Raw genomic sequence first — 23,293 nt, forward strand, 5'->3', positions numbered from 1 at the left:
AATAAAGAAAAAAAACCTTCCTCAGATGAGAAAGGCTTAAAAAAAACTAACTTATTATTTTTTATTAAAATTTATATGTCAAACCAAATGTAGCAGTACTGAAGAAGTTGTTAAAAACATTTAAATTTGCATTAAAATCAGAAACCGCTTTACCTCCTTTATACTTATTAGTACCATAATCCAAAATATCAGTTAATCCAAAATTAATTGCAAAACTGTTAGATACAAAATAATTGATTCCCAATCCTGCATTAATTCCAACTCCTGAATATTTAGCTTCACCCTCTTTTCCGGTATTTAATCCAACACCAGCTTCCGCATAAGTTTTAAATCTTTGACCAAGATCTAAGAAATAATAACGTCCAAAAACTCCAACATTGAAATTTGAGTTTTTATCAGCATCTGTTCCAGCTACTTTTTTCTTATCAGAACCAATCCCTAAATCAAGTCCAAGAGCAAATTTATCTGTTAAAAAATAACCAGCCTTTGGATTAAATTCAAAAGAATTAGTTTTAACATCTGTGTTTTTGTCATTGTTTGTTGAGAAACCTAAATTACCTTCTAAAAGAATGTTTCCTTTAGAAAATCCATATGACCCAGAATCTTGTGCATTAGCAGCGCTAAATCCCATTACTGCAATAGCAGCTAAAATTAATTTTTTCATGTTTTATATTTTTTAATTACAAAACACAAAACTAAGATTAGACTTACAAAATATCATCCACAATAAGTTTAAAAAGTATCACAATAAGACAGAAAAAAAGGACTAAATAGAAATCTGATAATCAAGTATCTAAAAGACTTTTCAATGTTTTTTTGTTAAGAAAAATGAGTTTCGGTGGGAATTTTATTAATTATTTAATCCAAAATATAAGGCAATAAAATGCTAAATATGTAGTTTTGAATTTTAAATAACGTTTAAAATACCAAACTTTAAAAACATTTTTTATGAAAAAAATACTTTTAGCGGCTGTTTTGTTCATTGCAACATCAGCTACAATCAACGCTCAATTTGTACAAATCGGGGTTAAAGCAGGGGTTAACTTTGCGAACCAAACTGGAGGTTCTGACTTTGATGGAATTTCTGTTGACAAAGAAGGTATTACAAGTTACCATGCAGGTCTTGTAGCAGAACTTAAATTATTAGAAAAATTCTCAATTCAGCCAGAGCTTTTGTACACTACACAAGGTGCTACCTATAAAAATGCTGTTTCAGAATTTAAAAACGAAATGGGATATATCGCTATTCCTGTAATGGCGAAAATCTACATGACTAAATCACTTAGTTTAGAACTTGGCCCGCAAGCTTCATTCCTTGTATCTAATAAAAAGGAATTTGACGTTGCAGATCCAAAAACATTTGACTTTTCTCTTAACGCAGGTTTAGGATTAAAAGTTGTTGGAGGTCTTTTTGTTCAAGCTCGCTACGGAATAGGTTTGACTGAGATTTCAGAAGAAGCTGATTTTAAAAACTCTGTATTCCAACTTTCAGCTGGATACATGTTCTAAAATATATCACATACTTTTATAAAAACCGCTCTATTAATTGGAGCGGTTTTTTTATTTTTACAAAGTTCAATGGCAATGGCAAATCAATGGCAATGTCAACACATAATTACACAAAAAAATAAATATGAAAATCTGCATTATCAACGGACCCAATTTGAATCTTTTAGGAAAACGCGAACCAGAAGTTTACGGAAGCCAGACTTTTGAAGATTATTTTGAGACGCTGCAACAAAAGTTTCCAAATATTGAACTTTCATATTACCAAAGTAATATTGAAGGAGAATTGATTGGAAAAATTCAAGAATGCGGTTTTACATACGACGGAATTATTTTAAATGCGGGCGCTTACACTCATACCTCAATTGGTTTAGGCGATGCGATGAAAGCTGTGACAACTCCTGTAATCGAAGTTCATATTTCTAATACTTATGCTCGCGAAAGTTTCAGACATCAATCTTATTTATCTGGAAACGCTAAAGGTGTTATTTTAGGTTTTGGGTTGAAAAGTTATGAGTTGGCAATTCAGTCGTTTTTATAATTTTAAACTAAACATCATCACCACAGTATGGGTATAGGAAGTGGCTTCGACTCCGCTCAGCCTGACAGTGCAAACAAAATTGAATCTCTTTAATTTAACATATTATTAATAAGCTCATTTTCAAGTTATTTTATTTTTGTAAGAGAAACCACTTACATGAAAAACTTTACATTATTTGCCTTTTTAATTTTTTCAATTTCCAATTTTGCCCAAATCAAAGGAACTGTAACCGATGAAAAGGGAAATCCACTCCCGTTTGTTTCTATTTTTGAAGAAGGGACTTATCGAGGAACCACTTCGAATGAACAAGGCAAATACCAATTGCAGGTTAAAGAAATTGGTAAAAACCGAATTGTCTTTCAGTATTTAGGTTTTAAAACACAGAAAATCACAATTTCTCCAGATTCAAATACAACTTTAGATATAAAAATGGAGGAAGAAAGCTTCTCTCTAAACGAAGTTGTGATTGATCCTAAAAACAATCCCGCAAATGCCATTATAAAAAGTGCAATTGCCAACAAAAAAGAAAACTCCGATAAAACAGGAAGATACACAGCCGACTTTTATTCTAAAGGAATGTTTAAGGTTAAAGATCTTCCTAAAAAAATCTTAGGTCAAAAAGTTGATCTTGGTGAGGACATGGCTTCCAATTTAGATTCTACCGGAACAGGAATTTTATATTTATCTGAAACTGTTTCTAAAATTACTTTTGAAAAACCTGAGAAGTTGAAGGAGAGAATTATAGCTTCGAAAATTTCAGGAAACAATCGTGGATACAGCTACAATACTGCTGCTTTATCAACTTACGATTTTTATGACAATGCTCTGGACTTCGACGTTAAAATGATTTCTCCTATTGCAGATAATGCTTTTAATTACTACAAATATAAACTCGAAAGTAGTTTTTACGACGACAATAAGCAGCAGATTTATAAAATTAAAGTGACTCCAAAACGCGACAAAGAACCTGTGTTTGAAGGTTACATTTATATTGTTGATGACAGTTTTGCTATTTATGCTATAGACCTAGAAATTAAAGGCTATCGCATGAAAAATGAATTTACTGAAGTAATGAATCTAAAACAGAGTTTTAGTTATAATGCAAAAAATAAAATCTGGTCTAAAAATGCACAGACACTTTCGTTTAATGCGGGTATTTTTGGAGTAAAATTTTCTGGAAACTTCAATTATGTTTATTCTAATTATGAATTTCCATCTTCTTTCGAGAAGAAAACTTTTGGAAGTGAAATTGTTTCTTTTGAAGCAAACGCCAATAAAAAAGATGATGCATTCTGGAACGAAATCAGACCAATTCCGTTAACTATTGAAGAAAGCACTGATTATAGTAAAAAAGACAGCCTCTTAGTAATTCGAAAATCAAAAAAATATACGGATTCTACTGATGCTAAAAATAATAAGTTTAAAGTTTGGGATATTTTAATGGGCTATGACTATAAAAATACGTTCAAAAAATATTCTTTCAATTATCAAGGTTTACTGAATATTTCCTCTTTGAGTTTTAATACCGTTCAGGGATTTAATTTGGATTCTGGTTTTTCATTTAAAAAAGAAAATGAAGAAGAAGGAAAATCAACTTCGATTGGTACTACTTTCAATTATGGTTTTTCAGATCATCGATTTAGAGTTGTTGGACAATTTAGTCATAAATTCAACAATATAAATTATGCAACATTGGGAGTTACGGGAGGGACAAAAGTTGCACAGTTTAACAGTGCTGAACCTATTACTAAATTGGTCAATTCTATAAGTTCTTTATTTTTTAAAGACAATTATATGAAGTTGTATAACTTAGAATATGCACAGGTAAATTATTCGCAAGACGTTTTAAATGGCGTTAATCTGTTTGCAAAAGTGGCTTATGAACAGCGAAAACCTCTTTTCAATACAACTGATTATTCTTTCTTTAAAAGGGATGATTTATATTCTTCAAACAATCCGCTTGCTCCAAACGATTTTACTGCTGCGCCATTTGAGCAGCATCATTTGTTTAAAGTTGGTCTCAATGCCAGAATTAACTTTGGAAATAAATATATTTCAAGACCTGACGGAAGATATAATTTTAAAGATGATAAATATCCGACTGTAGTTTTAGGTTTCGAAAAAGCTTTTGCTGCAAGCGAAAAGAAATACGAATTTGAAAGAATCGGTGCTTCTGTACAATATGATTTACGACTTGGAAATAAAGGTCTTTTAGGCACTAATTTTAGAGCCGGGAAATTCTTTAATGCCGAAAATATTTCTTTTATAGATTACAGACATTTCAACGGAAACCAAACTCATATCGGTACAAGCGGCCGCTACTTAAATGTTTTTAATTTAATGCCATACTACGCCAATAGCACAAATGACAGTTATTTTGAAATGCATCTAGAGCACAATGACACAGGATTTATTATGAATAAGATTCCATTACTAAATCTGTTAAAATCTACGATGAATATTGGTTTTCACTCACTGGCGATTCCAGATCGAAAACCTTATACGGAATTCACTGTTGGTTTGGATAATTTAGGTTTCGGTAAATTTAAATTGTTTAGAGTGGATTACGTACATTCTTATCAAGGAGGCATTCAACAAAATGGTATTGTGTTTGGATTGAAGATTTTGAATGTTTTAGATTAGGTGCAAAGCTACAAAGGTTCAGAGGTACAAAGGTATTTACTTTGAGAATTCGCGGGACGTTTGAACTGACAACTACTTTATTACAAAATAATTCTTACTACCAGAGATTGCGTTAGGGATAGGAGCGATATCCTTTTTGTTTTTTCTTTAAAAACAAAAAGATATAGCGGATAGCCCGGCCAAAGGTAACGCGCATAAAAAAATCCCATTGACTCTTTTAAAGAATAAACGTATTTTTAAAATTTTATCTTAGAAGCAAAGCCTTTGAACCTTTGCGCCTCTGCAACTTTGAACCTTTTAACAATGATAATCATCTGGCTCTATATGGATTAAAACATTTCCTAACTGTGGAATTTGCTCCTTTAATGTATCTTGTAATTGGTGTGATAAATCATGTCCTTCTTTTACTGAAATTGCACGCTGAAACTATTGCGTGCAAATCTACGTGATAGCGCATTCCTGCTTTACGAATAAAACACTTTTCTGTTCCCAAGATGCCGGGAACTGTCAAAGATACTACGCGAATCTCTTCTACTAAATCATCATTTAGGTTTTCATCCATGATTTCGCCAAGCGCAGGTCTGAAAATTTTATAACTGTTATACAGAATAAAAAACGCAGCAAAAAGTGCTGCCCAATCATCTGCAGATTCGTAGCCTTTTCCCATAATAAGCGCAATCGAAATTCCGATAAACGCGGCTACAGAAGTTATAGCGTCACTTCTATGATGCCAAGCATCAGCAGCCAATGACGAACTATTTGTTTGTCTGCTTCGTTTCATTACCAAACGAAAAGAATATTCTTTCCAGACAATAATGGCTCCTAAAACATATAATGTCCAAGATTTAGGTAAATCGTGTGAAGTGCCAATATTGGCAATACTTTCATAACCAATAATTGTTGCCGAAGTAATTAAAAATCCGACCACCAAAAATGTAATTAAAGGTTCTGCACGACCGTGCCCGTATGGATGATTTTCATCTGCCGGTTTGTTAGAATATTTGATTCCGAATAACACCAGACAAGACGAAAATATATCCGTAGTCGATTCGATGGCATCTGCAATCAAGGCGTATGAATTGCCAAAAAAACCTGCGAGACCTTTTACTAGGGCCAGGCAGGTATTTCCAGCTATACTAAATAGAGTAGCTTTTATAGCTTTTTGTTCATTTGTCATTTAGACTATTTTTTTCGCCGCGAATTCACGAATATTTGATAATCTTTTGAAGATTTAAATTCGTGAATTTGCGGCTAACTTTCTTTTTAAGCTCTCACGATTTTTGCACCGATTGCTCTTAAACGCTCGTCGATACGCTCGTATCCACGGTCAATTTGTTCTATATTTTGAATCGTACTTGTTCCTTTTGCAGAAAGCGCCGCAATCAATAATGAAATTCCCGCACGAATATCAGGAGATGACATAGTTGTTGCTTTCAATTGAGATTCAAAATTATGCCCCATAACCACAGCTCTATGCGGGTCACATAACATGATTTTCGCTCCCATATCGATTAACTTATCCACAAAGAACAAACGGCTTTCGAACATTTTTTGATGAATTAAAACATCTCCTTTTGCTTGAGTTGCCACAACCAAAACGATGCTTAATAAGTCAGGCGTAAAACCTGGCCAAGGTGCATCTGCAATTGTTAAAATAGAACCGTCGATATCTGTTTTTACTTCATAGCCATCTTTGTGAGCTGGAATGTAAATATCATCGTTACGTTTTTCAATTGTAATTCCCAATTTTCTAAATGTATTCGGAATCAAACCTAAATTTTCCCAGCTTACATTTTTGATCGTGATTTCGCTTTTTGTCATAGCCGCAAGACCAATCCAAGAACCAATTTCGATCATATCCGGAAGAATAGTGTGTTCGCATCCGCCAAGACTTTCAACACCTTCAATAGTCAATAAGTTCGAACCAACTCCAGTGATTTTAGCACCCATAGAGTTTAGCATTTTACATAACTGCTGTAAATAGGGTTCGCAGGCAGCATTGTAAACTGTAGTTTGTCCTTTTGCTAAAACAGCAGCCATTACAATGTTTGCCGTTCCGGTTACAGAAGCCTCGTCTAAAAGCATATCTGTTCCCTGAAGTCCTCCTTCGGGAGTTTCTACTCCGTAAAAATGATCTTCTCTGTTATATCTGAATTTTGCTCCAAGGTTAATAAAACCTTCAAAGTGTGTATCTAATCTACGACGGCCAATTTTATCTCCTCCTGGTTTTGGAATATAACCTTTTCCGAAACGAGCCAAAAGCGGTCCAACAATCATAATAGAACCACGAAGCGCTCCACCTTCTTTTTTGAAAGCTTCGGTTTCTAAATATCCAACATTAACTTCATCGGCTTGAAATGTGATAGAACCTGGTTCGTTACGTTGAATTTTAACCCCTAAATTACCCAATAGAGTGATTAATTTATTGATGTCAATAATATCGGGAATATTATTAATTTTTACTTTATCCCCCGTTAGAAGCACGGCACATAAAATTTGTAATGCCTCGTTTTTTGCTCCTTGCGGAGTGATTTCTCCTTTTAAAGGAGTTCCTCCTTCGATTTTAAAAATTCCCATAGATTTTTTTTAAGGTTCTAAGGTTCTGAGATTCTGAGGTTCTAAGGTTTAGCTAAAATCTTAGCAACTTAGACGCTTAGTATCTTAGCAACTTCTTCTATTTTTGATTATTGTTTTTTTGAAATGTTTTTTTTTGGCCTCCTTTATTGTTTTTGTTGTTTTGAATTTTTGGCTGTCCAACAGATGCTGTTTTATTAGACATACGTTTGTTGGTACGCATTAAATCTGTTGTGTTCAACAATTCTTCTGTGCTGTGAAGCAAGTTTATTTTTCCACCAGACAATTCATATAAATGCTCAAAAATCACATCATCTTTGACTGTGTCTTTGTTCCAGCTTAAGAAAGATTTTTTCATGTGGTTGGCAATTACCATAACCAATGCATTTTTCATTTCTCCATCTTCCCACTTATTAGCAACATCGATCATGTATTTGATATTGTTACCATAAAATCTGTATTTTGGAAAGTTCTGCGGATATTGCAGCACATCTGGTTTTAGTTCCAAAACTTCTCTTGACGGAATAGGATATGGCGATTCTACATTCAGTTTAAAATCAGACATTATAAAAAGCTGATCCCAAAGTTTATGTTGAAAATCTGGTACATCGCGCAAATGCGGATTCAAACTTCCCATAACCTGAATGATATATTTCGCCGCTTTATTGCGTGTTTCATCATCATCTATTGCGGTAGCCTGATCGATCAATTTTTGTAAATGACGACCATATTCCGGAATAATCAAACGCTGTCTTTCAGAATTATATTCTAAGTTAAAAACAACGTCATTTGCGACTTCTTTTTTATATTTTTCGACCATAAGTTATAATGAAACTATACCTTCTATTGTAGAAACTTCTTTATATTTACTAATCACATCATCTGAACTGTTCATAGTAACATCTACAGAAACGCTGGTAAATTTACCCGTTTTAGATTTTGTTGTTTTAATAACCGCTCCCATTCTATCAAAAGCTTTTTCAACTCGCTCCACATTATCCGCAACAGATGGCACAATAAATTTATACAAATATTCTGCTGGCCAAGTGTTTGCGTTATCTAGCTCTAATTTTAATCTTTCGTAAAATTCGGCGGTATTTTTTTCTTTATCGTTCTCCATTCGTAATTAAAAATAAACGCAAATATACGTTTTTGATTTCAGATATTAGATTTTAGATTTTAGATTTTTTCTATTGTAAAGACAGCTGTTTTTTCGCCACCAAATTCACTAATTTACACTAATTATATTATTGCAAATCTCTTGATTAAATCGCACTAGTTTTTGACTGCTTTTACAATTTAAATTCGCAAAAATTCGCAAAATTCTTGACAAAACTTTATATTTGAAATATTTCGCAACTCTTCGACTTTGCAAAATTAAAATACCTTACAATGAAAAAAATCATCTTCTTCCTTTTTACAATCTGTACTTTTTCCAACATTAAAGCGCAAGAAATCAAAACGCTGACTTATTTCCAGAACGATACTTTAAAACTAGACTTAGATTTATATCTGCCGAAGAAAAAATCTAATGAAAAAATTCCGTTGATCCTATTCGCTTTTGGCGGTGGATTTTCTGGCGGAGAGCGTACAAGCGAAAAAGAGTTCGGCAAATTTATGGCTCAAAATGGCTATGCCGTTGCCAGCATTTCGTACAGTTTATATATGAAAGGAAAAGATTTTGGATGTAAAGGAACTTTAACCGAAAAAATAAAAGCAATCCAAATTGGCGTGAGCGATATGTGGCAGGCGACTGGTTATTTAATCGAAAATGCCGATAAATACAATCTGGATACTTCTAAAATATTTATTTCTGGAATCAGCGCGGGTGCAGAAATTGGATTTCATGCTTCTTTCTGGGATTATAAATTAATGAATTTATATAAAAACAATCTGCCTGAAAATTTTAAATACAAAGGTTTTATTGGAGGCTCGGGAGCAATTCAGGATATTAATTTAATTACAAAAGAAAAAGCAATTCCCATGTTATTAGCGCATGGAAGTAATGACGATACGGTTCCGTATAATGCTGGTTCGCATCGCTCGTGCCCGACAAATGCTTCGGGCTGGCTGATTCTTTTTGGTTCTTATGCCGTTTACAATCATATGCAGGATTTACATAAAGATGTTGAACTAATTACTTTTTGTGAGGGCGGACACGAATTCTCCGGCTATCTTTTCCATGAAGGACAGCAGTATGTTCTTGATTTTGTGAATGATGTTTTAAACGGTAAAAAGTTTCAATCGCATTTGATTGTGCCTTCTAAAAAAGGAAAAGGTTCTGGCGGATATTTGTTTTGTGAGTAATAACAAAAATTTATGAGCTTAAAAATTATATTGGCGTCGTTTATTTTAGCATTAAATTTTGGATGTAAAAACAATGTAGGCCATCCCAAAAAAGACGCTAGCAAAATTGAACAAATCTCTGCTGTAAACAAATTTGATCATATTAAAAAGTCTAGTTTTAAATTCCAATTCTTCTCTGACAGTTCTTATGTTTTTACTATAGAAGAAAAAGATCTAAATCATCAAAAATTTGAAAAATTCGATGACTTTTGTTATGCAAAAAATGACACCATTTATTTCAGCCATACACGTTTTAGATATAATGGAAGTAAAAAAGCAGTTATAAAAAACAATTTTATTGAATTTATTGATGGTGATTTCCCTCTAAAAATTGAAATCAAAAAAAATCTCTTTCAAACAAAAAGCAATTTAAACCTAAAAAAGTACAGTGATTACTCTTTTTTTAGTTTTGAACAAAAATTTCATGAAAGATACTTCGAAAAATCAAAAAGACTAAAGCCTTCAGATTTAAATGAAAAGGAATTAATTGAATTGGATGAAATTTTAAAAAAATGCTTTTTAGAAAACAGTGCAAAACTTAAAAAAATAGATCAATATCTAAAACAATGCATTGTTGTTTTAAATGAAAAACAAGAAAAGGAAATTCGAATTAATTGTTATTGTAAAGATTATGATTTGAATAAAACATTCCAATATGATTTAATAGATATGAGTGACGGCGGAAATTGCAATATTAGTTTAAAAATCAACTTAACAAAACACAATTATTCAGATTTAAACATCTCAGGAAGAGGATAAAGCAGTTTTAAGCCCCCTTTCTAAAAATTGCTCCAGCGGAGCAAAATATGTATAGCAAATTCAATTCTCACACCAATCAAAAGCTCCAGCGGAGCGACATCTAAACTATTAAAATTATGTCGCTCCGCTGGAGCTTTATATTTATAGTGTATATTTTCTATAAATATATCGTCACTATGGGGACTTTAAAAATAAGAACTTTTATTTATCAAAATATCAAATCTTTCGTTTCTGATAAATATTCTTTTTAATTACGAATAAGTTTAGGTAAATTTGCGCTTTATTTTTAGAATAGTGCAAAAAGAAATCATAGTCTTACTTGGCGGTCCTGGTACTGGAAAATCAACACTTATTAACGAATTGGTAGCTCGTGGCTTTTGCTGCTATCCTGAAATCTCTAGACAGGTAACCATGAAAGCGCAGCAGGAAGGTATCGAACAACTGTTTTTAGAACAACCGCTTTTGTTTAGCGAAATGCTTCTGGAAGGCCGCATCGAACAATACCAAAATGCTCTTGAAGAACCTGATAATGTAGTTTTTATAGACAGAGGAATTCCCGATGTTGTAGCCTACATGGATTATATTGGAGATGAATATCCAGAGCGTTTTACAAAGGCTTGTGAGGATTATAAATATTCTAAAACTTTTATTCTGCCGCCTTGGGAAGAAATTTACCAAAGTGATACAGAGCGTTACGAAAATTTTGAACAAGCGGTTAAAATTCAGGAACATCTTATTGAAACCTATAAAAAATATGGTTACGAATTGATTGAAGTTCCAAAAGATACGGTTGAAAACAGAATTCTTTATATCTTAGATAAAATTTAGCGACGCGTTTTTAGCTGTAAAACTAGAACCTGTTTTCTGAATTTTTAACTTTAAAACTAAAGCAATGCTCGGAGCACAGGATATTCTTCTAAAATACTGGAAACACGACAGTTTTAGACCGTTGCAAAAAGAAATTATCGATTCTGTTCTTGAAGGACAGGATACTTTTGCCGTACTTCCGACCGGGGGCGGAAAATCAATTTGTTTTCAGGTGCCCGCGATGATGCAGGAAGGAATCTGCTTGGTAATTTCTCCTCTTATTGCCTTGATGAAAGATCAGGTAATGAATTTGCAGAAGCGGGAAATTAAAGCGATTGCTCTTACAGGAGGTATTCATACTGAAGAAATCATAGATCTTTTGGACAACTGCCAGTTTGGTAATTATAAATTCCTTTATCTTTCGCCAGAGCGTTTACAATCGGATTGGATTTTGGAGCGAATCAAAAATCTTCCTATAAATTTAATCGCTATTGATGAGGCACATTGTGTTTCGCAGTGGGGTCACGATTTTAGGCCGGCATATCTTAAAATTTCGGAATTGAAGAAATTCTTTCCTAAAATTCCTTTTTTAGCTTTGACCGCAACAGCAACTCCGAGAGTTATTGAAGATATTAGAACGCAGTTAGAATTAAAAAATCCGAGACATTTTCAACAATCTTTTGAGCGAAAAAATATTGCTTACATGGTTTTTGAAGTCGAAGATAAATTATACCGTACGGAACAAATTCTGAAAAAAAATCCGCAGCCCTCTATAATATACGTCAGAAACCGCAAGTCTTGTTTGAACATTTCTTCGCAATTGCAATCTCTAGGTTTTACGGCGACGTATTATCACGGCGGACTTTCGTCTAAAGAAAAAGACAAAAACATGCAGTTATGGATGTCGGAGCAAGCGCAGGTTATCGTGGCTACGAATGCTTTTGGAATGGGAATTGACAAAGACAATGTTAAAACCGTTATACATACCCAGCTTCCAGAAAATTTAGAAAATTATTACCAAGAATCTGGAAGAGCGGGACGAAATGGCGAAAAAGCTTTTTCGGTTTTACTCTACAATAATTCTGATGCAACACAAACGGAGCAGCAGTTTTTAAGTATTCTTCCCGACAAGAAGTTTCTAAAAACAATGTATGTCAAACTTTGCAACTATTTTCAAATTGCTTACGGAGAAGGTTTAGATGATTCTTTTTCGTTTAAACTGAATCATTTTTGTAATAAGTACGACTTCCCTACCCTTAAAACATACAATGCTTTACAATTTTTGAATCAGCAGGGAATTATTACCATGTCTCAGGAATTCTCGGAAAAAATCAATATTCAGTTTTTGATTGAATCCAAAGAAGTTATTCGATACATGAGTTTGAATCCTAATGACGAGGAAATTATATTGGCAATTTTGCGAACTTATCCAGGAGTATATGAGGTAAAAACAAACCTGAATCTGGGATTGATTGCTAAAAAATCGAATCGCTCTGAAGAGCAGGTTACAGCACTTTTAGAAAAATTAAAAGAAAAAGAAATTATAGAATACAAGTCTAAAAACAACGACGCTACTATATTATTTAATGAAGTCCGCGAAGACGATCATACTATAAATAGAGTTTCGAAATATTTAGAAAAACAAAATCAAGTAAAAAAAGAACAGCTTATGTCTGTTTTGCATTATATAAAAGATTCTAAAACCTGTAAAAACAGATTGGTTTTGGATTATTTTGGTGAAGAAACGAATGAAAACTGCGGTATTTGTTCGTACTGCATTACCCAAAAAGGAAAAATAACAGAAGCCGATTCTATTGCTGACAAGATTCTATCTTTACTCAAAACTGCTTCTTTGACTTCGAGAGAAATTGAAAACCAAATAAAAATGGACACCAAAGACATTATTTCGGCTCTTCAGGAATTACTCGAAAACAATCATATTATCATACAAGCGAATAATAAATACACTTTAAAATCATAATGGAGAAATTGAGAATTATATTTATGGGAACTCCAGAATTTGCTGTAGGCATTTTGGATACCATTATAAAAAACAACTATGATGTTGTCGGCGTAATAACAGCTGCAGATAAACCAGCAGGACGCGGACAAAAAATAAAATATTCGGCTGTAAAAGAATACGCGCTTGCCAACAATTTGAACTTATTACAGCCAACTAATTTAAAAGACGAAAATTTCTTAGCAGAATTGAAAGCTTTAAATGCCAATTTACAAATTGTAGTTGCGTTTAGAATGCTGCCAAAAGTAGTTTGGGAAATGCCAAGCTTAGGAACATTTAATCTTCACGCTTCCTTACTTCCAAATTATCGTGGTGCTGCTCCTATTAACTGGGCGATTATTAATGGAGAAACTAAAACTGGTGTTACAACTTTCTTTATTGATGACAAAATCGATACTGGCGCCATGATTTTAAAATTCTGAAATCGCGATTGAGCCAGAAGAAAATGCAGGACAATTACACGATAGATTAATGCATTTAGGAAGTTCTACCGTAATTGATACTTTGAAAGTTATTGAAAACGGAAATGTAACTACTACTATTCAAGAAGATAATGCAGAAATCAAAACTGCTTATAAATTGAATAAAGAAAACTGCAAAATAGACTGGACAAAATCTGGAGCAGAAATCAATAATCTAATTCGAGGCTTGAGTCCGTATCCTGCTTCTTGGTGTTTTTTAAAGGATCAAAATGAAGAGCTGAACATTAAAATATACGAGGCAAAATTGATTTCGGAACCCCATTCTTACGAGGCTGGAAAATTAATTAGTACTAAAAAAGAAATCAAGATTGCAATAAAAGATGGCTTTATTCAGTTATTAAGTCTACAATTTCCAGGAAAAAAGAGAATGCTAGCTTCAGAAATATTAAATGGAGTCAGTTTTTCAGATGTTGCAAAAGTGTATTAAGGTCAGTAAAACAGGGGTTTGCACCTGTTTTTGATCGATAAACAACACTCTTTATGAACAAAAAAAGCAAGTTATCAACAATTTTTGCTAAAATTAAAGAAAACACTTGCACGCAACGGATTTCCTACTAAATTTGTGTATTAACAATTTTTTTTAACCAACAATTAATAACTAATTATTATGAACAAATCAGAATTAATCGATGCTATCGCTGCTGATGCAGGAATCACAAAAGCTGCGGCGAAATTAGCTTTAGAGTCTTTTTTAGGTAATGTAGGAACTACTTTGAAAAAAGGTGGAAGAGTTTCATTAGTAGGTTTTGGATCATGGTCAGTATCTTCAAGAGCTGCTAGAGACGGTAGAAACCCTCAAACAGGAAAAACTATCAAGATCGCAGCTAAAAATGTTGTAAAATTCAAAGCTGGTGCTGAATTAGAAGGTGCAGTGAACTAAGTAAGAAAGTTCTCTAAACTTATAATATAATTAAAACCTTCCTTGTGGAAGGTTTTTTTATGCGGTTTAACGATTTTTTTTGTGATTTTAATTTTTTTATGATTAAATTTAATAAAAATTGTAACCGTATGATTTCAGAAAAATTAAAAAAAGGACACCTGCTTATTGCCGAGCCTTCAATAATTGGAGATTTATCATTTAACAGATCGGTAATTTTATTAGCAGACCATAACAAAGAAGGATCAATAGGTTTTATCATTAATAAACCATTAAAATATACTATTAATGATTTAATACCTGAAATTGAAGCCAACTTCAAGATATATAACGGAGGCCCTGTAGAGCAAGACAACCTTTATTTCATTCATAATATTCCAGAATTAATCCCAAACAGTGTTGAGATTTCTAATGGAATTTATTGGGGAGGTGATTTTGAGTCAACCAAAGACTTAATAAATGACGGATCTATTAGCAAAAATAATATTCGTTTTTTCTTAGGCTATACTGGCTGGGACGAAAATCAGCTTGAAAATGAGATGCAGGGAAACTCTTGGATTATTGCTGATAATAATTACAAGAATAAAATTATCGGTAAATCTACTACCCATTTTTGGAAAGAGCAGATTATAGAACTTGGAGGCGACTACCTTATTTGGTCTAACGCACCAGAAAATCCATATCTGAATTAATTTTCAGAAATGGATTCATTTAATTTCTGCACTAATAAATGAGCCAGATTAGTTTTAAACTCCTTTTTTCGATATTTGGTTATCGGCTGTATTCCCATGATTACATTTGTCAGGAATAATTCATCTGCTTTTTGAAGATCAAACGGTGAAATTATTTCCTCAGAAACTTCTATGCCTTCTACTTTCTTGGCTAATGCCAAAATTTGTTTACGCATTATTCCGTTTAAAGCACCTTCTGAAACTGGAGGCGTTATTAGTTTTTTTCCTGTTACCATAAAAATATTCCCTTGAAGTGCTTCTACCACATTTTTGCTGTCATTTAGCAAAAGGCAATTGGCAAGATCATTTTCGTGGGCGTAAATACTTCCTGTAATATGAATCATCTTATTAGTCGTTTTAAGAGACGATAATAATTGTTTCGTTACATAGAAATCTTTATATAAATCTACTTCATATTCGTTTGTATTAACTGCGTAGGAAGTGTTTTCAAGTGGCGCTGCTTTGATTAAAAAAGAAATTTCATTGGTTTTAGGAAGATATAAACCTCCGTCATTTCTAAAAACAGTAATTCTAGCTCTAGCCGAAGAGGAAATACCTTGCTCTTTTACTAAATTAAGGATTTGCTCTTCGAAATATTCCATTGTAAAATTCATTGGAATCATCATTCTAACCACGCGCATAGAAGCCATTAATCTAAAATAATGATCTTCAAGAAACAAGATTTTTCCATTGATTATTTTTACTGTTTCAAAAATGCCGTCACCGTATAGAAAAGCGCGATTTTGAGTTAATATATTACTATCTTCCTGCGCTATGTTTCCGTTAAAATTAATCATAAAAAAACCCTGAATTTTGTTCAGGGCAAATATAAGGTATAAAATAGACTTTTACTAAACAGATCCTATAAGATGTTTTAGATCTGAGATTTGATTCTCCCACAATTGTTTAGCTTCGCCGATTTCTTCTTTATCAGCAAAATCAACTACCATGAGCGAAACGTCTTTAGTCAATTCATCGACTAAAATATGAAGTTCGAAAAAGTATTCAGTATCCTTACTGCTCTCATCTACCCATTTAAACTTAACTTTTTCTCCTGTTTTTTTTGAAGCCAAGCGTGCTTTTTCCTGCGAATCATTCCAGATGAAAGTAAAAAATTCACCTCTTGAATTAACATTGTCAGCAAACCATTCTGATAAACCTGACGGAGTTGATATATATTGATACAATAATTGCGGCGAAGAATTGATCGGAAACTCGATTTCGTAACGTATTTTTGAATCCATGTGCTACTTTTAATTTTTTCGAAATATAAGAATATATGTCCAAAAACAATGCGTTTTTAAAAATATTTTTTTTTCTTCAAATTATTCTTGTACGCTTTAATATTATTTCTATCTTTGCACCCGCAATCAGGAATTCATGATAGCAGTCCAGGCGAGGTAGCTCAGTTGGTTAGAGCGCAGGATTCATAACCCTGAGGTCACGGGTTCAACTCCCGTCCTCGCTACAAAAAAGGTAAAACCCTTAAACAGAAATGTTTAAGGGTTTTTTATTATTTTATAAAAAAAAGAGTCTTAATTTTATGGAAGGCGAAATAAATTTAAACACTATTCTAGAGAATCTTAATCCTGTTCTTAATGCAGGAGAATATGTTTTTACAAAAGTAGATTCTATAGACCATATCGCCTTTTCAAAAATTTTGTTTCTATTTAAAGAGAAAGAAGGAATTACTGTTGTCCTAGAAAAGCGTTTTGCAGAAGAGCTTAATCTTACTTTCTCCTACATCGCTTCTTGGATTACTTTAGAAGTTCATTCTTCTTTAGCTGCTGTAGGTTTGACCGCTGCATTTTCTCAGGCACTAGGAAATGCCAATATTAGCTGCAATGTAGTTGCTGCCTATTTACACGACCATATATTTATTGATAAAAATGACGCTCTAAAAGCAATGGAAGTATTGCTAAAATTAAAACAAGAAAATAAAAATTCTTTGTAATTAAAAAATCAAAAAAATAACCATAAAAACTGCCATTAAAATAGTTATTTTGCAGAGGTAATTTTATAACATATGGACATAGTAAAATTTAAGATCACATCTAAAACAATCAAAGTAGAAGTACGCAATTCGAATAATTATGTTTTTAATTTTAATACTGCCTTAGATATTGCAAAAGAAGACAAAGATGTTTTATTAAAACTTTACAATGCATTGGATCTTCTCTTTAAGAAAGAAACTCCCGCTGAAGTAAAAAACTACATTTCGCCTAACCAGACCAATATACTGGACCAAATTTCTGCTGTCGAAGATATTGATGCTGAGAAATAGGTAATCAATAACTTGCTGCCAATACTTTTTATTAGAAATAAAAAAGAACTCGATTTTCTGTAACATTTTCCAATAACAGCGTCAAAATATAAAATTAAATTACGGTTCTTTGTAACTTATTACATTCTTGATATCAAGTTCGTGTTTTTTGAATGCAATAATAGTAAGACCAATGAGTTGTTATTAGTTAAACAAGTCGCGATATTTTCGTTATGGACAATAAAAAGTTTATTCTTAGTTTGAAAAAAGGGAATGAAACCGCTTTTAAAGAGGTTTACTTCACTTACTACGATAAACTGATAAATATTGCCAAGCGTTTTAATCTGACAGTTCTTACGCCCGAGGACTTTGTTCAAGAAAGTTTTTTACGACTCTACAATAAAAGAGAACTGCTCAATGAAGATGTTCTATTGGACAAGCAATTGTACACTATCTGCAAAAACATTATTCTCAATCACATTAATAGAGAAAATAAAATAGTTCAGCTAGACACTTTTCAAGCTGATATCTTGGAAGAGCAAGATTCCGATTCTGGAATTTTTGAAGAAAGACAAGAAAAACTACAAAGCTTCATTAATCAGCTTCCGGAGCAGCAGCAAAAAATATTTACTTTACACAAACTGGAAAACCTTAGCTATAAGGAGATTGCAGCAATTACGGATCTTTCTGAAAAGACCATTGCCAATCATATTTATCTCGCCAGTAAATTTATTCGAAAAAAAATCGAAAACCATTAGGAACTTTTCTGTTCTCGTTTGTTATATATAAAAACAAGAACAAAAAATGCACATTGAAGCGTATAAAACAAATGTTAGAACTAAAAAAGATGCCAGCTTAATTGTGGTGCTTTTGCAGTTCATTATTTCCGATTGTATTATATATTTTGATTTCAAAAATCGCGAGAGAATTCTAAGAATCGAAACCAACAGAGACATTAAGGAAATGGTTTATGGTGTTTTTAATAAACAAGGATTTTATTGCCAGAAACTCTAACACCAAAAAAAATGGACAAGGAAAATTTAGACGAAGAGTTTAAAAAGTTATGGAATGAAACTCCAGCTTCTCATTCAGAAAGCACAAAAGAAGCTTCTTGGGAAGAATTCCAAGCAAAAGCTTTTCCTAAAAAACGAAAGATTAAACCTTGGCGCTATTATGCAGCGGCATCTGTTTTACTTTTTGTTCTTATAGGAACTGGAATTTACTTTAACAATAACTCTTTAAAAGAAAAAGCTGTTCTGGCAGGAAATGTAATTGAGAATACTACGAAGAAAATAAAATATGTAGTTCTGCCGGATAATTCAAAAGTGGAATTAAGTCCGAATTCTAAAATTTCTTATGGAGACAATTTTGCTTTAAACAGAAAAATCGAAATTGATGGTGAAGCTTATTTTAAAGTTAAAAAAGACAAACAGCATCCTTTTCAGGTTTTTTGTAACGAAACGACAACAACGGTTTTAGGAACTTCTTTTATAGTGAAAGAATCAAATCAAAAAGAAGTTACTGTTGAATTGTACGAGGGAAGTGTCCAGATGAATGTAAACGGTGAAAACCAAAAATGGATTCTAAAACCTGGCGAGAAATTTACTTACGGAAATCATATTGCTGCAGTTGCCGAGTTTAGTCGTTTTATAGATTTTGACGATGCTAAGTTAAGCGCTTTAGGAACTTATATCGAAGAAAATTATGGTTACAAAGTAAATATCCCTCAAGAATATTCTACTCAAAAAATTACCATTCGAATCAACAAAAAAGAAGATTTAAATACAATTGTACAATTAATAGCAGAAATGTATAACCTAAATTTTGAAATAAATGAAGATCTAAAACAGATTACTTTTCAATAATAAACAAAAAAGGATGTAAGCCGCGAAACTACACATCCTCCTCTTAATCAGGATAACACGAAGTTATTCCATTTAATAATATTCAAAAATACAAAATTTCATGAAGCATATAATTTCAGCATGCTTTTTTTTATTCAGCTTATGTATGTCCGCTCAAAGCGTTACGATAACTGTAGATCAAAATGTCACTTTAAAAGAATTCTTCAAGCAAATTGAAAATCAAACCGATTATAAATTTGCTTTTACAGATCAAATCGATACTGGTAAAAAATATTTTACTCAAAAAAATACTTTTAAACAGACTACTATTGAAAAACTTATTGCAGAATTAAATAAAACTGCCACTTTACAATTTTCTATAGCAGGCAATAATATTTTTGTGAAACAGAAAGCTCAAAGTCCTAAAACGACGACCAAAAAAAAAAGCAGGCTAAAAGGTCAGATTCTTGATGATGAAAAACAACCTGTTATTGGCGCCAATGTTTATATCACAGAATTACAGACTGGCACTGTAACGGATGTCAATGGAAAATACAGCATCGAAGTTCCGAATGGAACTTATACCGTTTCGATTAGTTATGTTGGTTTTCAGAATAAGGAAAGACAGATAAATATTAATGATGATACTACCCTAAATTTCAATATAGAATCGGACAGCCAGCAATTAGGTGAAGTAATTGTAATGAATAATAAAGCGGTTGATGTTAAAACTACTCAAATGAGTGTAAACAGACTTTCGATGCAGGAAATCAAAAAGATTCCTGTGGCAATGGGCGAACCAGATCCTTTAAAATCGATCTTAACTTTGCCCGGAGTTACGAATGCCGGAGAAGCTTCTTCGGGTTTTAATGTCCGCGGTGGTGCGGCCGATCAGAATTTGATTCTTTTAGACGGCGCTCCTGTTTATGCTGATTCGCATATGTTTGGATTCTTCTCGATTTTTAATGCTGACATTGTCAATGGCTTAGATTTATATAAAGGCGGAATTCCATCGAAATTTGGAGGTCGTGTTTCTTCTGTTTTAGACGTTACGCAGCAAACCGGCGATTTTGAAAATTATAAAGTTAACGGAGGAATCGGAATTATTTCCAGCCGCCTTTTGGTTCAAGGACCAATACAAAAAGAGAAAAGTTCGTTCATCCTTTCCGGACGTGCTTCGTATGCGCATTTGTTCATGAAACTGGCAGATAATAAAAACTCTGCCATGTTTTATGATTTGAATGCTAAATTCAATTACCGTTTTAATCCTAATAACACGCTTTCTTTTTCTGGTTATTTAGGAAATGATTTATTCGATATCAATGAACGTTTTTCGAGTACTTACGGAAGTACAATGGGCATTTTAAGCTGGAAACATAAATTTTCTGATCGTTTAAACAGTAATCTTTCTGGTTTTTATAGTGACTATAAATTCAACTTAGGACTTTCTACAGAGAATTTCGAATGGGACAGCAGCATCAGCAGTTACGGACTAAAATATGCTTGGAATTACCAAACATCAGAAAAATTCAAAATCAATTACGGAATTGATGGTTTGTATTACAACTTCAATCCAGGAGTTGTACAGCCAACAAGTTCAGATTCTCAGTTCAATTACAAACAGCTGGATAAAAAATATGCATTAGAAACTTCTGCTTATATCGATTTTGAAAATCAAATTACAGAAAAACTGAATTTCCGTTACGGACTTCGTTACAGCTCATTCTACCGTTTAGGCGGAGAAGACATCAGTACTTATGAAAATGGTCAGGCCGTAGTATTTAATCCGCTTTATAAAATTTATGAGGAAGGAACTCCAACGGGAACAATAAGTTACAAAAAAGGACAAGCCATAAGCACTTTCAATAATTTTGAACCAAGAGCTGCTTTGTCTTATTCTTTTAACGATGAAAGTTCTGTAAAAGCAAGTTATAATAGAATGGCGCAGTACATTCATATTTTATCAAACACACAGTCTCCCCTGCCTATGAGCATCTGGACTCCAAGCGGCCCTTTTACTAAACCTCAGCTTTTGGACCAATACGCAATGGGTTATTTCCAAAATTTTAAAGACGGTGATTATTCTTTTGAAGGAGAATTATTCTATAAAAAAGTTCAAAACCGTATTGATTATATTGATGGAGCCGATGTTTTGGCCAACAATAATATCGAACAAGTAATCCTGAACGGTAAAGCCAGATCGTACGGACTGGAATTATTATTTAGAAAAAACGCTGGTAATTTCACCGGATGGGTTTCTTATACTTTGTCTAGAGCAGAACAAAAAACCGTTGGAAGAACGCCTGAAGAACCAGGAATTGCAAATGGAGATTGGTATTTATCTGGATATGACAAACTTCATAATTTAAGCGTTGTAGGAAGTTACGAACTGAATCCGAAATGGTCTTTTAATGGAAATTTCACTTTACAGTCGGGTCAGCCGGTTACTTATGCCAATGGATATTATGAATTTGGCGGCATTAATGTTCCTAATTATTCTTTAAGAAACGAAAACAGACTACCTCTTTTCCATCACTTGGATGTTGCTGCAACTTACACTCCAAAACCAGATAAAAAGAAAGGATGGCAAAGCTATTGGGTATTCAGTCTTTATAATATTTACAACAGAAAAAATGCTGCTTCTATGAGTTTTACAACTAATGACGATACAGGAGCGAATGAAACCAGAAGACTTTCGATCTTCGGAATTGTACCTGGAATTTCTTATAATTTTAAATTTTAATGCGATGAACAGATTAAAAAAATATAGTACAATAAACAAAGCGCTGGCATTATTAACACTTTTCCTGGCTTTGTCTTTTACTTCTTGTGAAGATGTTGTAAACCTTGATTTGGAAACTGGCGAAACAAGATTGGTAATTGATGCTGAAATTATCTGGAAAAAAGGAACTTCAGGGAATGAACAAACTATAAAAATAAGTAAAACAGCTCCTTATTACAACGATACAACACCAAAAGTTTCGGGAGCTCAAGTGCGTGTGGAAAATAGTAATGGCGACGTTTTTACTTTTACTGAATCTGAAGCAGGGGTTTACAAATGCAATAATTTTGTTCCTGTAATCGATATGGATTATAAATTATTTGTTGAAGCCGAAGGACAAAGTTTTACAGCAACAGAAAAACTAACTTCTGTAACGCCAATTACTAAAGTGGAACAAGCCATTGTTCCCGATTTTGGCGGAGAAGATGTAATCGAACTGACTTTTTACTATACTGATCCCGCAGATCAAGTGAATTTTTATTTAACCGATTATCAAAGTGAGTTTTTAATTTTTCCAGAATATGAAATTACTAATGATGAATTTTATAATGGAAATCAAATCAGTACAAGGTTTTCTGATGAAGATATGAAGTCCGGAAATACGGTAAAAATTACACATAGAGGTGTTTCTAAAAACTTTTTCAATTACATGAAATTAATTTTAGAAGCTTCAAATTCAAATCCGTTTTCTGTCCCTCCTGGAAACATTCGCGGGAATATAATCAATACCAACAATGCCAATAATTATGCAATGGGCTATTTTAGACTTTGCGAAGCTGATCAGGTTGATTATTTGGTGAAGTAAAATGGTTATCCATAAAAATACAAAAGCCTTAAACGAGAATGTTTAGGGCTTTTGTGTTTTCCAATCTTTTTTATCAATCTAATAAACAGAGTTCAATTTTGTTTTATCGCCACAATAAGAGACTTCTTCCGCAACTTTGCAACTTCTGATCTGATATTTTCTGAACCAATATGAAATTTCACTTTTGAAACATAATGAGAAAGAATGATATAATATTGTTTACTGCACACTAAATCACGTATAAACACGTGTCTTAAAATCATATACTTAATTTATATTTATAAGGAATTATGATAGATGCAGGTAATCATTA

22 protein-coding genes, 1 tRNA gene and 2 pseudogenes are annotated in these 23,293 nt (G+C 32.9%); 18 read left to right on the forward strand and 7 right to left on the reverse strand.

All coding sequences use genetic code 11. The features are described from left to right. Positions 1 to 64: 64 nt before the first annotated feature. On the reverse strand, positions 65 to 664 hold the full coding sequence (locus QE431_RS18105; RefSeq protein ID WP_057117745.1) for an outer membrane beta-barrel protein: 600 nt from the start codon (positions 662 to 664) through the stop codon (positions 65 to 67). Between the two features lie 284 nt (positions 665 to 948). Here QE431_RS18105 and QE431_RS18110 point away from each other — a divergent pair, with 284 nt between their 5' ends. The 3 genes from QE431_RS18110 (at position 949) to QE431_RS18120 (ending at position 4,690) form a co-directional block, all read left to right on the forward strand. Then, positions 949 to 1,509, forward strand: coding sequence for a porin family protein (locus tag QE431_RS18110; protein ID WP_057117744.1), 561 nt, complete (start codon positions 949 to 951; stop codon positions 1,507 to 1,509). A 124-nt stretch (positions 1,510 to 1,633) separates the two neighbouring features. Continuing rightward, positions 1,634 to 2,047 carry a type II 3-dehydroquinate dehydratase gene (aroQ, locus tag QE431_RS18115; protein ID WP_057117743.1) on the forward strand — a complete coding sequence of 138 codons (414 nt, stop codon included), beginning with the start codon at positions 1,634 to 1,636 and terminating at the stop codon, positions 2,045 to 2,047. Between the two features lie 156 nt (positions 2,048 to 2,203). Further along, the gene (locus tag QE431_RS18120; protein WP_307298833.1) at positions 2,204 to 4,690 is read left to right on the forward strand and encodes a DUF5686 and carboxypeptidase regulatory-like domain-containing protein; all 2,487 of its coding nucleotides are present in this window, start codon (positions 2,204 to 2,206) and stop codon (positions 4,688 to 4,690) included. A 297-nt stretch (positions 4,691 to 4,987) separates the two neighbouring features. Here QE431_RS18120 and QE431_RS18125 read toward each other — a convergent pair. The 4 genes and pseudogenes from QE431_RS18125 to QE431_RS18140 all read right to left on the reverse strand — a co-directional run bounded on the left by QE431_RS18125 (position 4,988) and on the right by QE431_RS18140 (position 8,384). Then, positions 4,988 to 5,867: pseudogene (locus QE431_RS18125) on the reverse strand (cation diffusion facilitator family transporter). An 86-nt stretch (positions 5,868 to 5,953) separates the two neighbouring features. Next, positions 5,954 to 7,267 carry a UDP-N-acetylglucosamine 1-carboxyvinyltransferase gene (gene murA / locus QE431_RS18130; protein WP_057117740.1) on the reverse strand — a complete coding sequence of 438 codons (1,314 nt, stop codon included), beginning with the start codon at positions 7,265 to 7,267 and terminating at the stop codon, positions 5,954 to 5,956. A gap of 97 nt (positions 7,268 to 7,364) precedes the next feature. Further along, a complete protein-coding gene (locus QE431_RS18135) occupies positions 7,365 to 8,084 on the reverse strand; it encodes a DUF4290 domain-containing protein (protein WP_307298836.1) in 720 nt (239 codons plus the stop codon). 3 nt (positions 8,085 to 8,087) lie between these two features. Further along, positions 8,088 to 8,384 carry a DUF493 family protein gene (locus QE431_RS18140; RefSeq protein WP_026727611.1) on the reverse strand — a complete coding sequence of 99 codons (297 nt, stop codon included), beginning with the start codon at positions 8,382 to 8,384 and terminating at the stop codon, positions 8,088 to 8,090. A 272-nt stretch (positions 8,385 to 8,656) separates the two neighbouring features. Between QE431_RS18140 and QE431_RS18145 the strand changes: the two genes are divergently transcribed. From QE431_RS18145 to QE431_RS18175, 7 genes and pseudogenes are all read left to right on the forward strand, one after another. Further along, on the forward strand, positions 8,657 to 9,571 hold the full coding sequence (locus QE431_RS18145; RefSeq protein WP_307298845.1) for a S9 family peptidase: 915 nt from the start codon (positions 8,657 to 8,659) through the stop codon (positions 9,569 to 9,571). A gap of 12 nt (positions 9,572 to 9,583) precedes the next feature. Next, entirely contained in the window at positions 9,584 to 10,369 is a 786-nt protein-coding gene (locus QE431_RS18150) for a hypothetical protein (protein WP_307298848.1), read from the forward strand. 294 nt (positions 10,370 to 10,663) lie between these two features. Next, on the forward strand, positions 10,664 to 11,197 hold the full coding sequence (locus tag QE431_RS18155; RefSeq protein ID WP_057117736.1) for an AAA family ATPase: 534 nt from the start codon (positions 10,664 to 10,666) through the stop codon (positions 11,195 to 11,197). A 64-nt stretch (positions 11,198 to 11,261) separates the two neighbouring features. Then, positions 11,262 to 13,157 (forward strand): ATP-dependent DNA helicase RecQ, encoded by a 1,896-nt coding sequence (locus QE431_RS18160; RefSeq protein ID WP_307298851.1) that lies wholly within the window; start codon positions 11,262 to 11,264, stop codon positions 13,155 to 13,157. Continuing rightward, positions 13,157 to 14,105: pseudogene (gene fmt / locus QE431_RS18165) on the forward strand (methionyl-tRNA formyltransferase). The gene QE431_RS18160 and the pseudogene fmt overlap by 1 nt, the downstream one beginning before the upstream one ends. A gap of 180 nt (positions 14,106 to 14,285) precedes the next feature. Then, positions 14,286 to 14,558 carry an HU family DNA-binding protein gene (locus QE431_RS18170; protein WP_008464760.1) on the forward strand — a complete coding sequence of 91 codons (273 nt, stop codon included), beginning with the start codon at positions 14,286 to 14,288 and terminating at the stop codon, positions 14,556 to 14,558. A 128-nt stretch (positions 14,559 to 14,686) separates the two neighbouring features. Further along, positions 14,687 to 15,247 (forward strand): YqgE/AlgH family protein, encoded by a 561-nt coding sequence (locus tag QE431_RS18175; protein ID WP_057117838.1) that lies wholly within the window; start codon positions 14,687 to 14,689, stop codon positions 15,245 to 15,247. Here QE431_RS18175 and QE431_RS18180 read toward each other — a convergent pair. After that, complete coding sequence (locus QE431_RS18180) at positions 15,244 to 16,083, reverse strand: aminotransferase class IV (protein WP_057117733.1); 840 nt, start codon at positions 16,081 to 16,083, stop codon at positions 15,244 to 15,246. The two genes, QE431_RS18175 and QE431_RS18180, sit on opposite strands and share 4 nt — an antisense overlap. Positions 16,084 to 16,137: 54 nt before the next feature. Continuing rightward, positions 16,138 to 16,530 carry an START-like domain-containing protein gene (locus QE431_RS18185; protein WP_057117732.1) on the reverse strand — a complete coding sequence of 131 codons (393 nt, stop codon included), beginning with the start codon at positions 16,528 to 16,530 and terminating at the stop codon, positions 16,138 to 16,140. A 150-nt stretch (positions 16,531 to 16,680) separates the two neighbouring features. Here QE431_RS18185 and QE431_RS18190 point away from each other — a divergent pair. From QE431_RS18190 to QE431_RS18225, 8 genes are all read left to right on the forward strand, one after another. Then, a tRNA-Met gene (locus QE431_RS18190) sits at positions 16,681 to 16,754 on the forward strand. Positions 16,755 to 16,829: 75 nt separating this feature from the next. Further along, positions 16,830 to 17,240, forward strand: a complete 411-nt coding sequence (locus QE431_RS18195; RefSeq protein WP_281866573.1) for an ACT domain-containing protein — start codon at positions 16,830 to 16,832, stop codon at positions 17,238 to 17,240. Between the two features lie 72 nt (positions 17,241 to 17,312). Beyond that, positions 17,313 to 17,570 carry a hypothetical protein gene (locus tag QE431_RS18200; protein ID WP_307298862.1) on the forward strand — a complete coding sequence of 86 codons (258 nt, stop codon included), beginning with the start codon at positions 17,313 to 17,315 and terminating at the stop codon, positions 17,568 to 17,570. Positions 17,571 to 17,782: 212 nt separating this feature from the next. Beyond that, the gene (locus tag QE431_RS18205; protein ID WP_307298864.1) at positions 17,783 to 18,307 is read left to right on the forward strand and encodes an RNA polymerase sigma factor; all 525 of its coding nucleotides are present in this window, start codon (positions 17,783 to 17,785) and stop codon (positions 18,305 to 18,307) included. A gap of 46 nt (positions 18,308 to 18,353) precedes the next feature. Further along, complete coding sequence (locus QE431_RS18210) at positions 18,354 to 18,563, forward strand: hypothetical protein (RefSeq protein ID WP_057117728.1); 210 nt, start codon at positions 18,354 to 18,356, stop codon at positions 18,561 to 18,563. Positions 18,564 to 18,574: 11 nt separating this feature from the next. Continuing rightward, entirely contained in the window at positions 18,575 to 19,414 is an 840-nt protein-coding gene (locus tag QE431_RS18215) for a FecR family protein (protein ID WP_307298869.1), read from the forward strand. 100 nt (positions 19,415 to 19,514) lie between these two features. Continuing rightward, positions 19,515 to 22,136 carry a carboxypeptidase-like regulatory domain-containing protein gene (locus tag QE431_RS18220; protein ID WP_307298872.1) on the forward strand — a complete coding sequence of 874 codons (2,622 nt, stop codon included), beginning with the start codon at positions 19,515 to 19,517 and terminating at the stop codon, positions 22,134 to 22,136. A 4-nt stretch (positions 22,137 to 22,140) separates the two neighbouring features. Beyond that, a complete protein-coding gene (locus QE431_RS18225) occupies positions 22,141 to 22,980 on the forward strand; it encodes a DUF4249 family protein (RefSeq protein ID WP_307298873.1) in 840 nt (279 codons plus the stop codon). Positions 22,981 to 23,293 lie beyond the last annotated feature (313 nt).

The organism is Flavobacterium sp. SORGH_AS_0622, assembly GCF_030818825.1.
In the GTDB taxonomy this organism is placed as follows: domain Bacteria; phylum Bacteroidota; class Bacteroidia; order Flavobacteriales; family Flavobacteriaceae; genus Flavobacterium.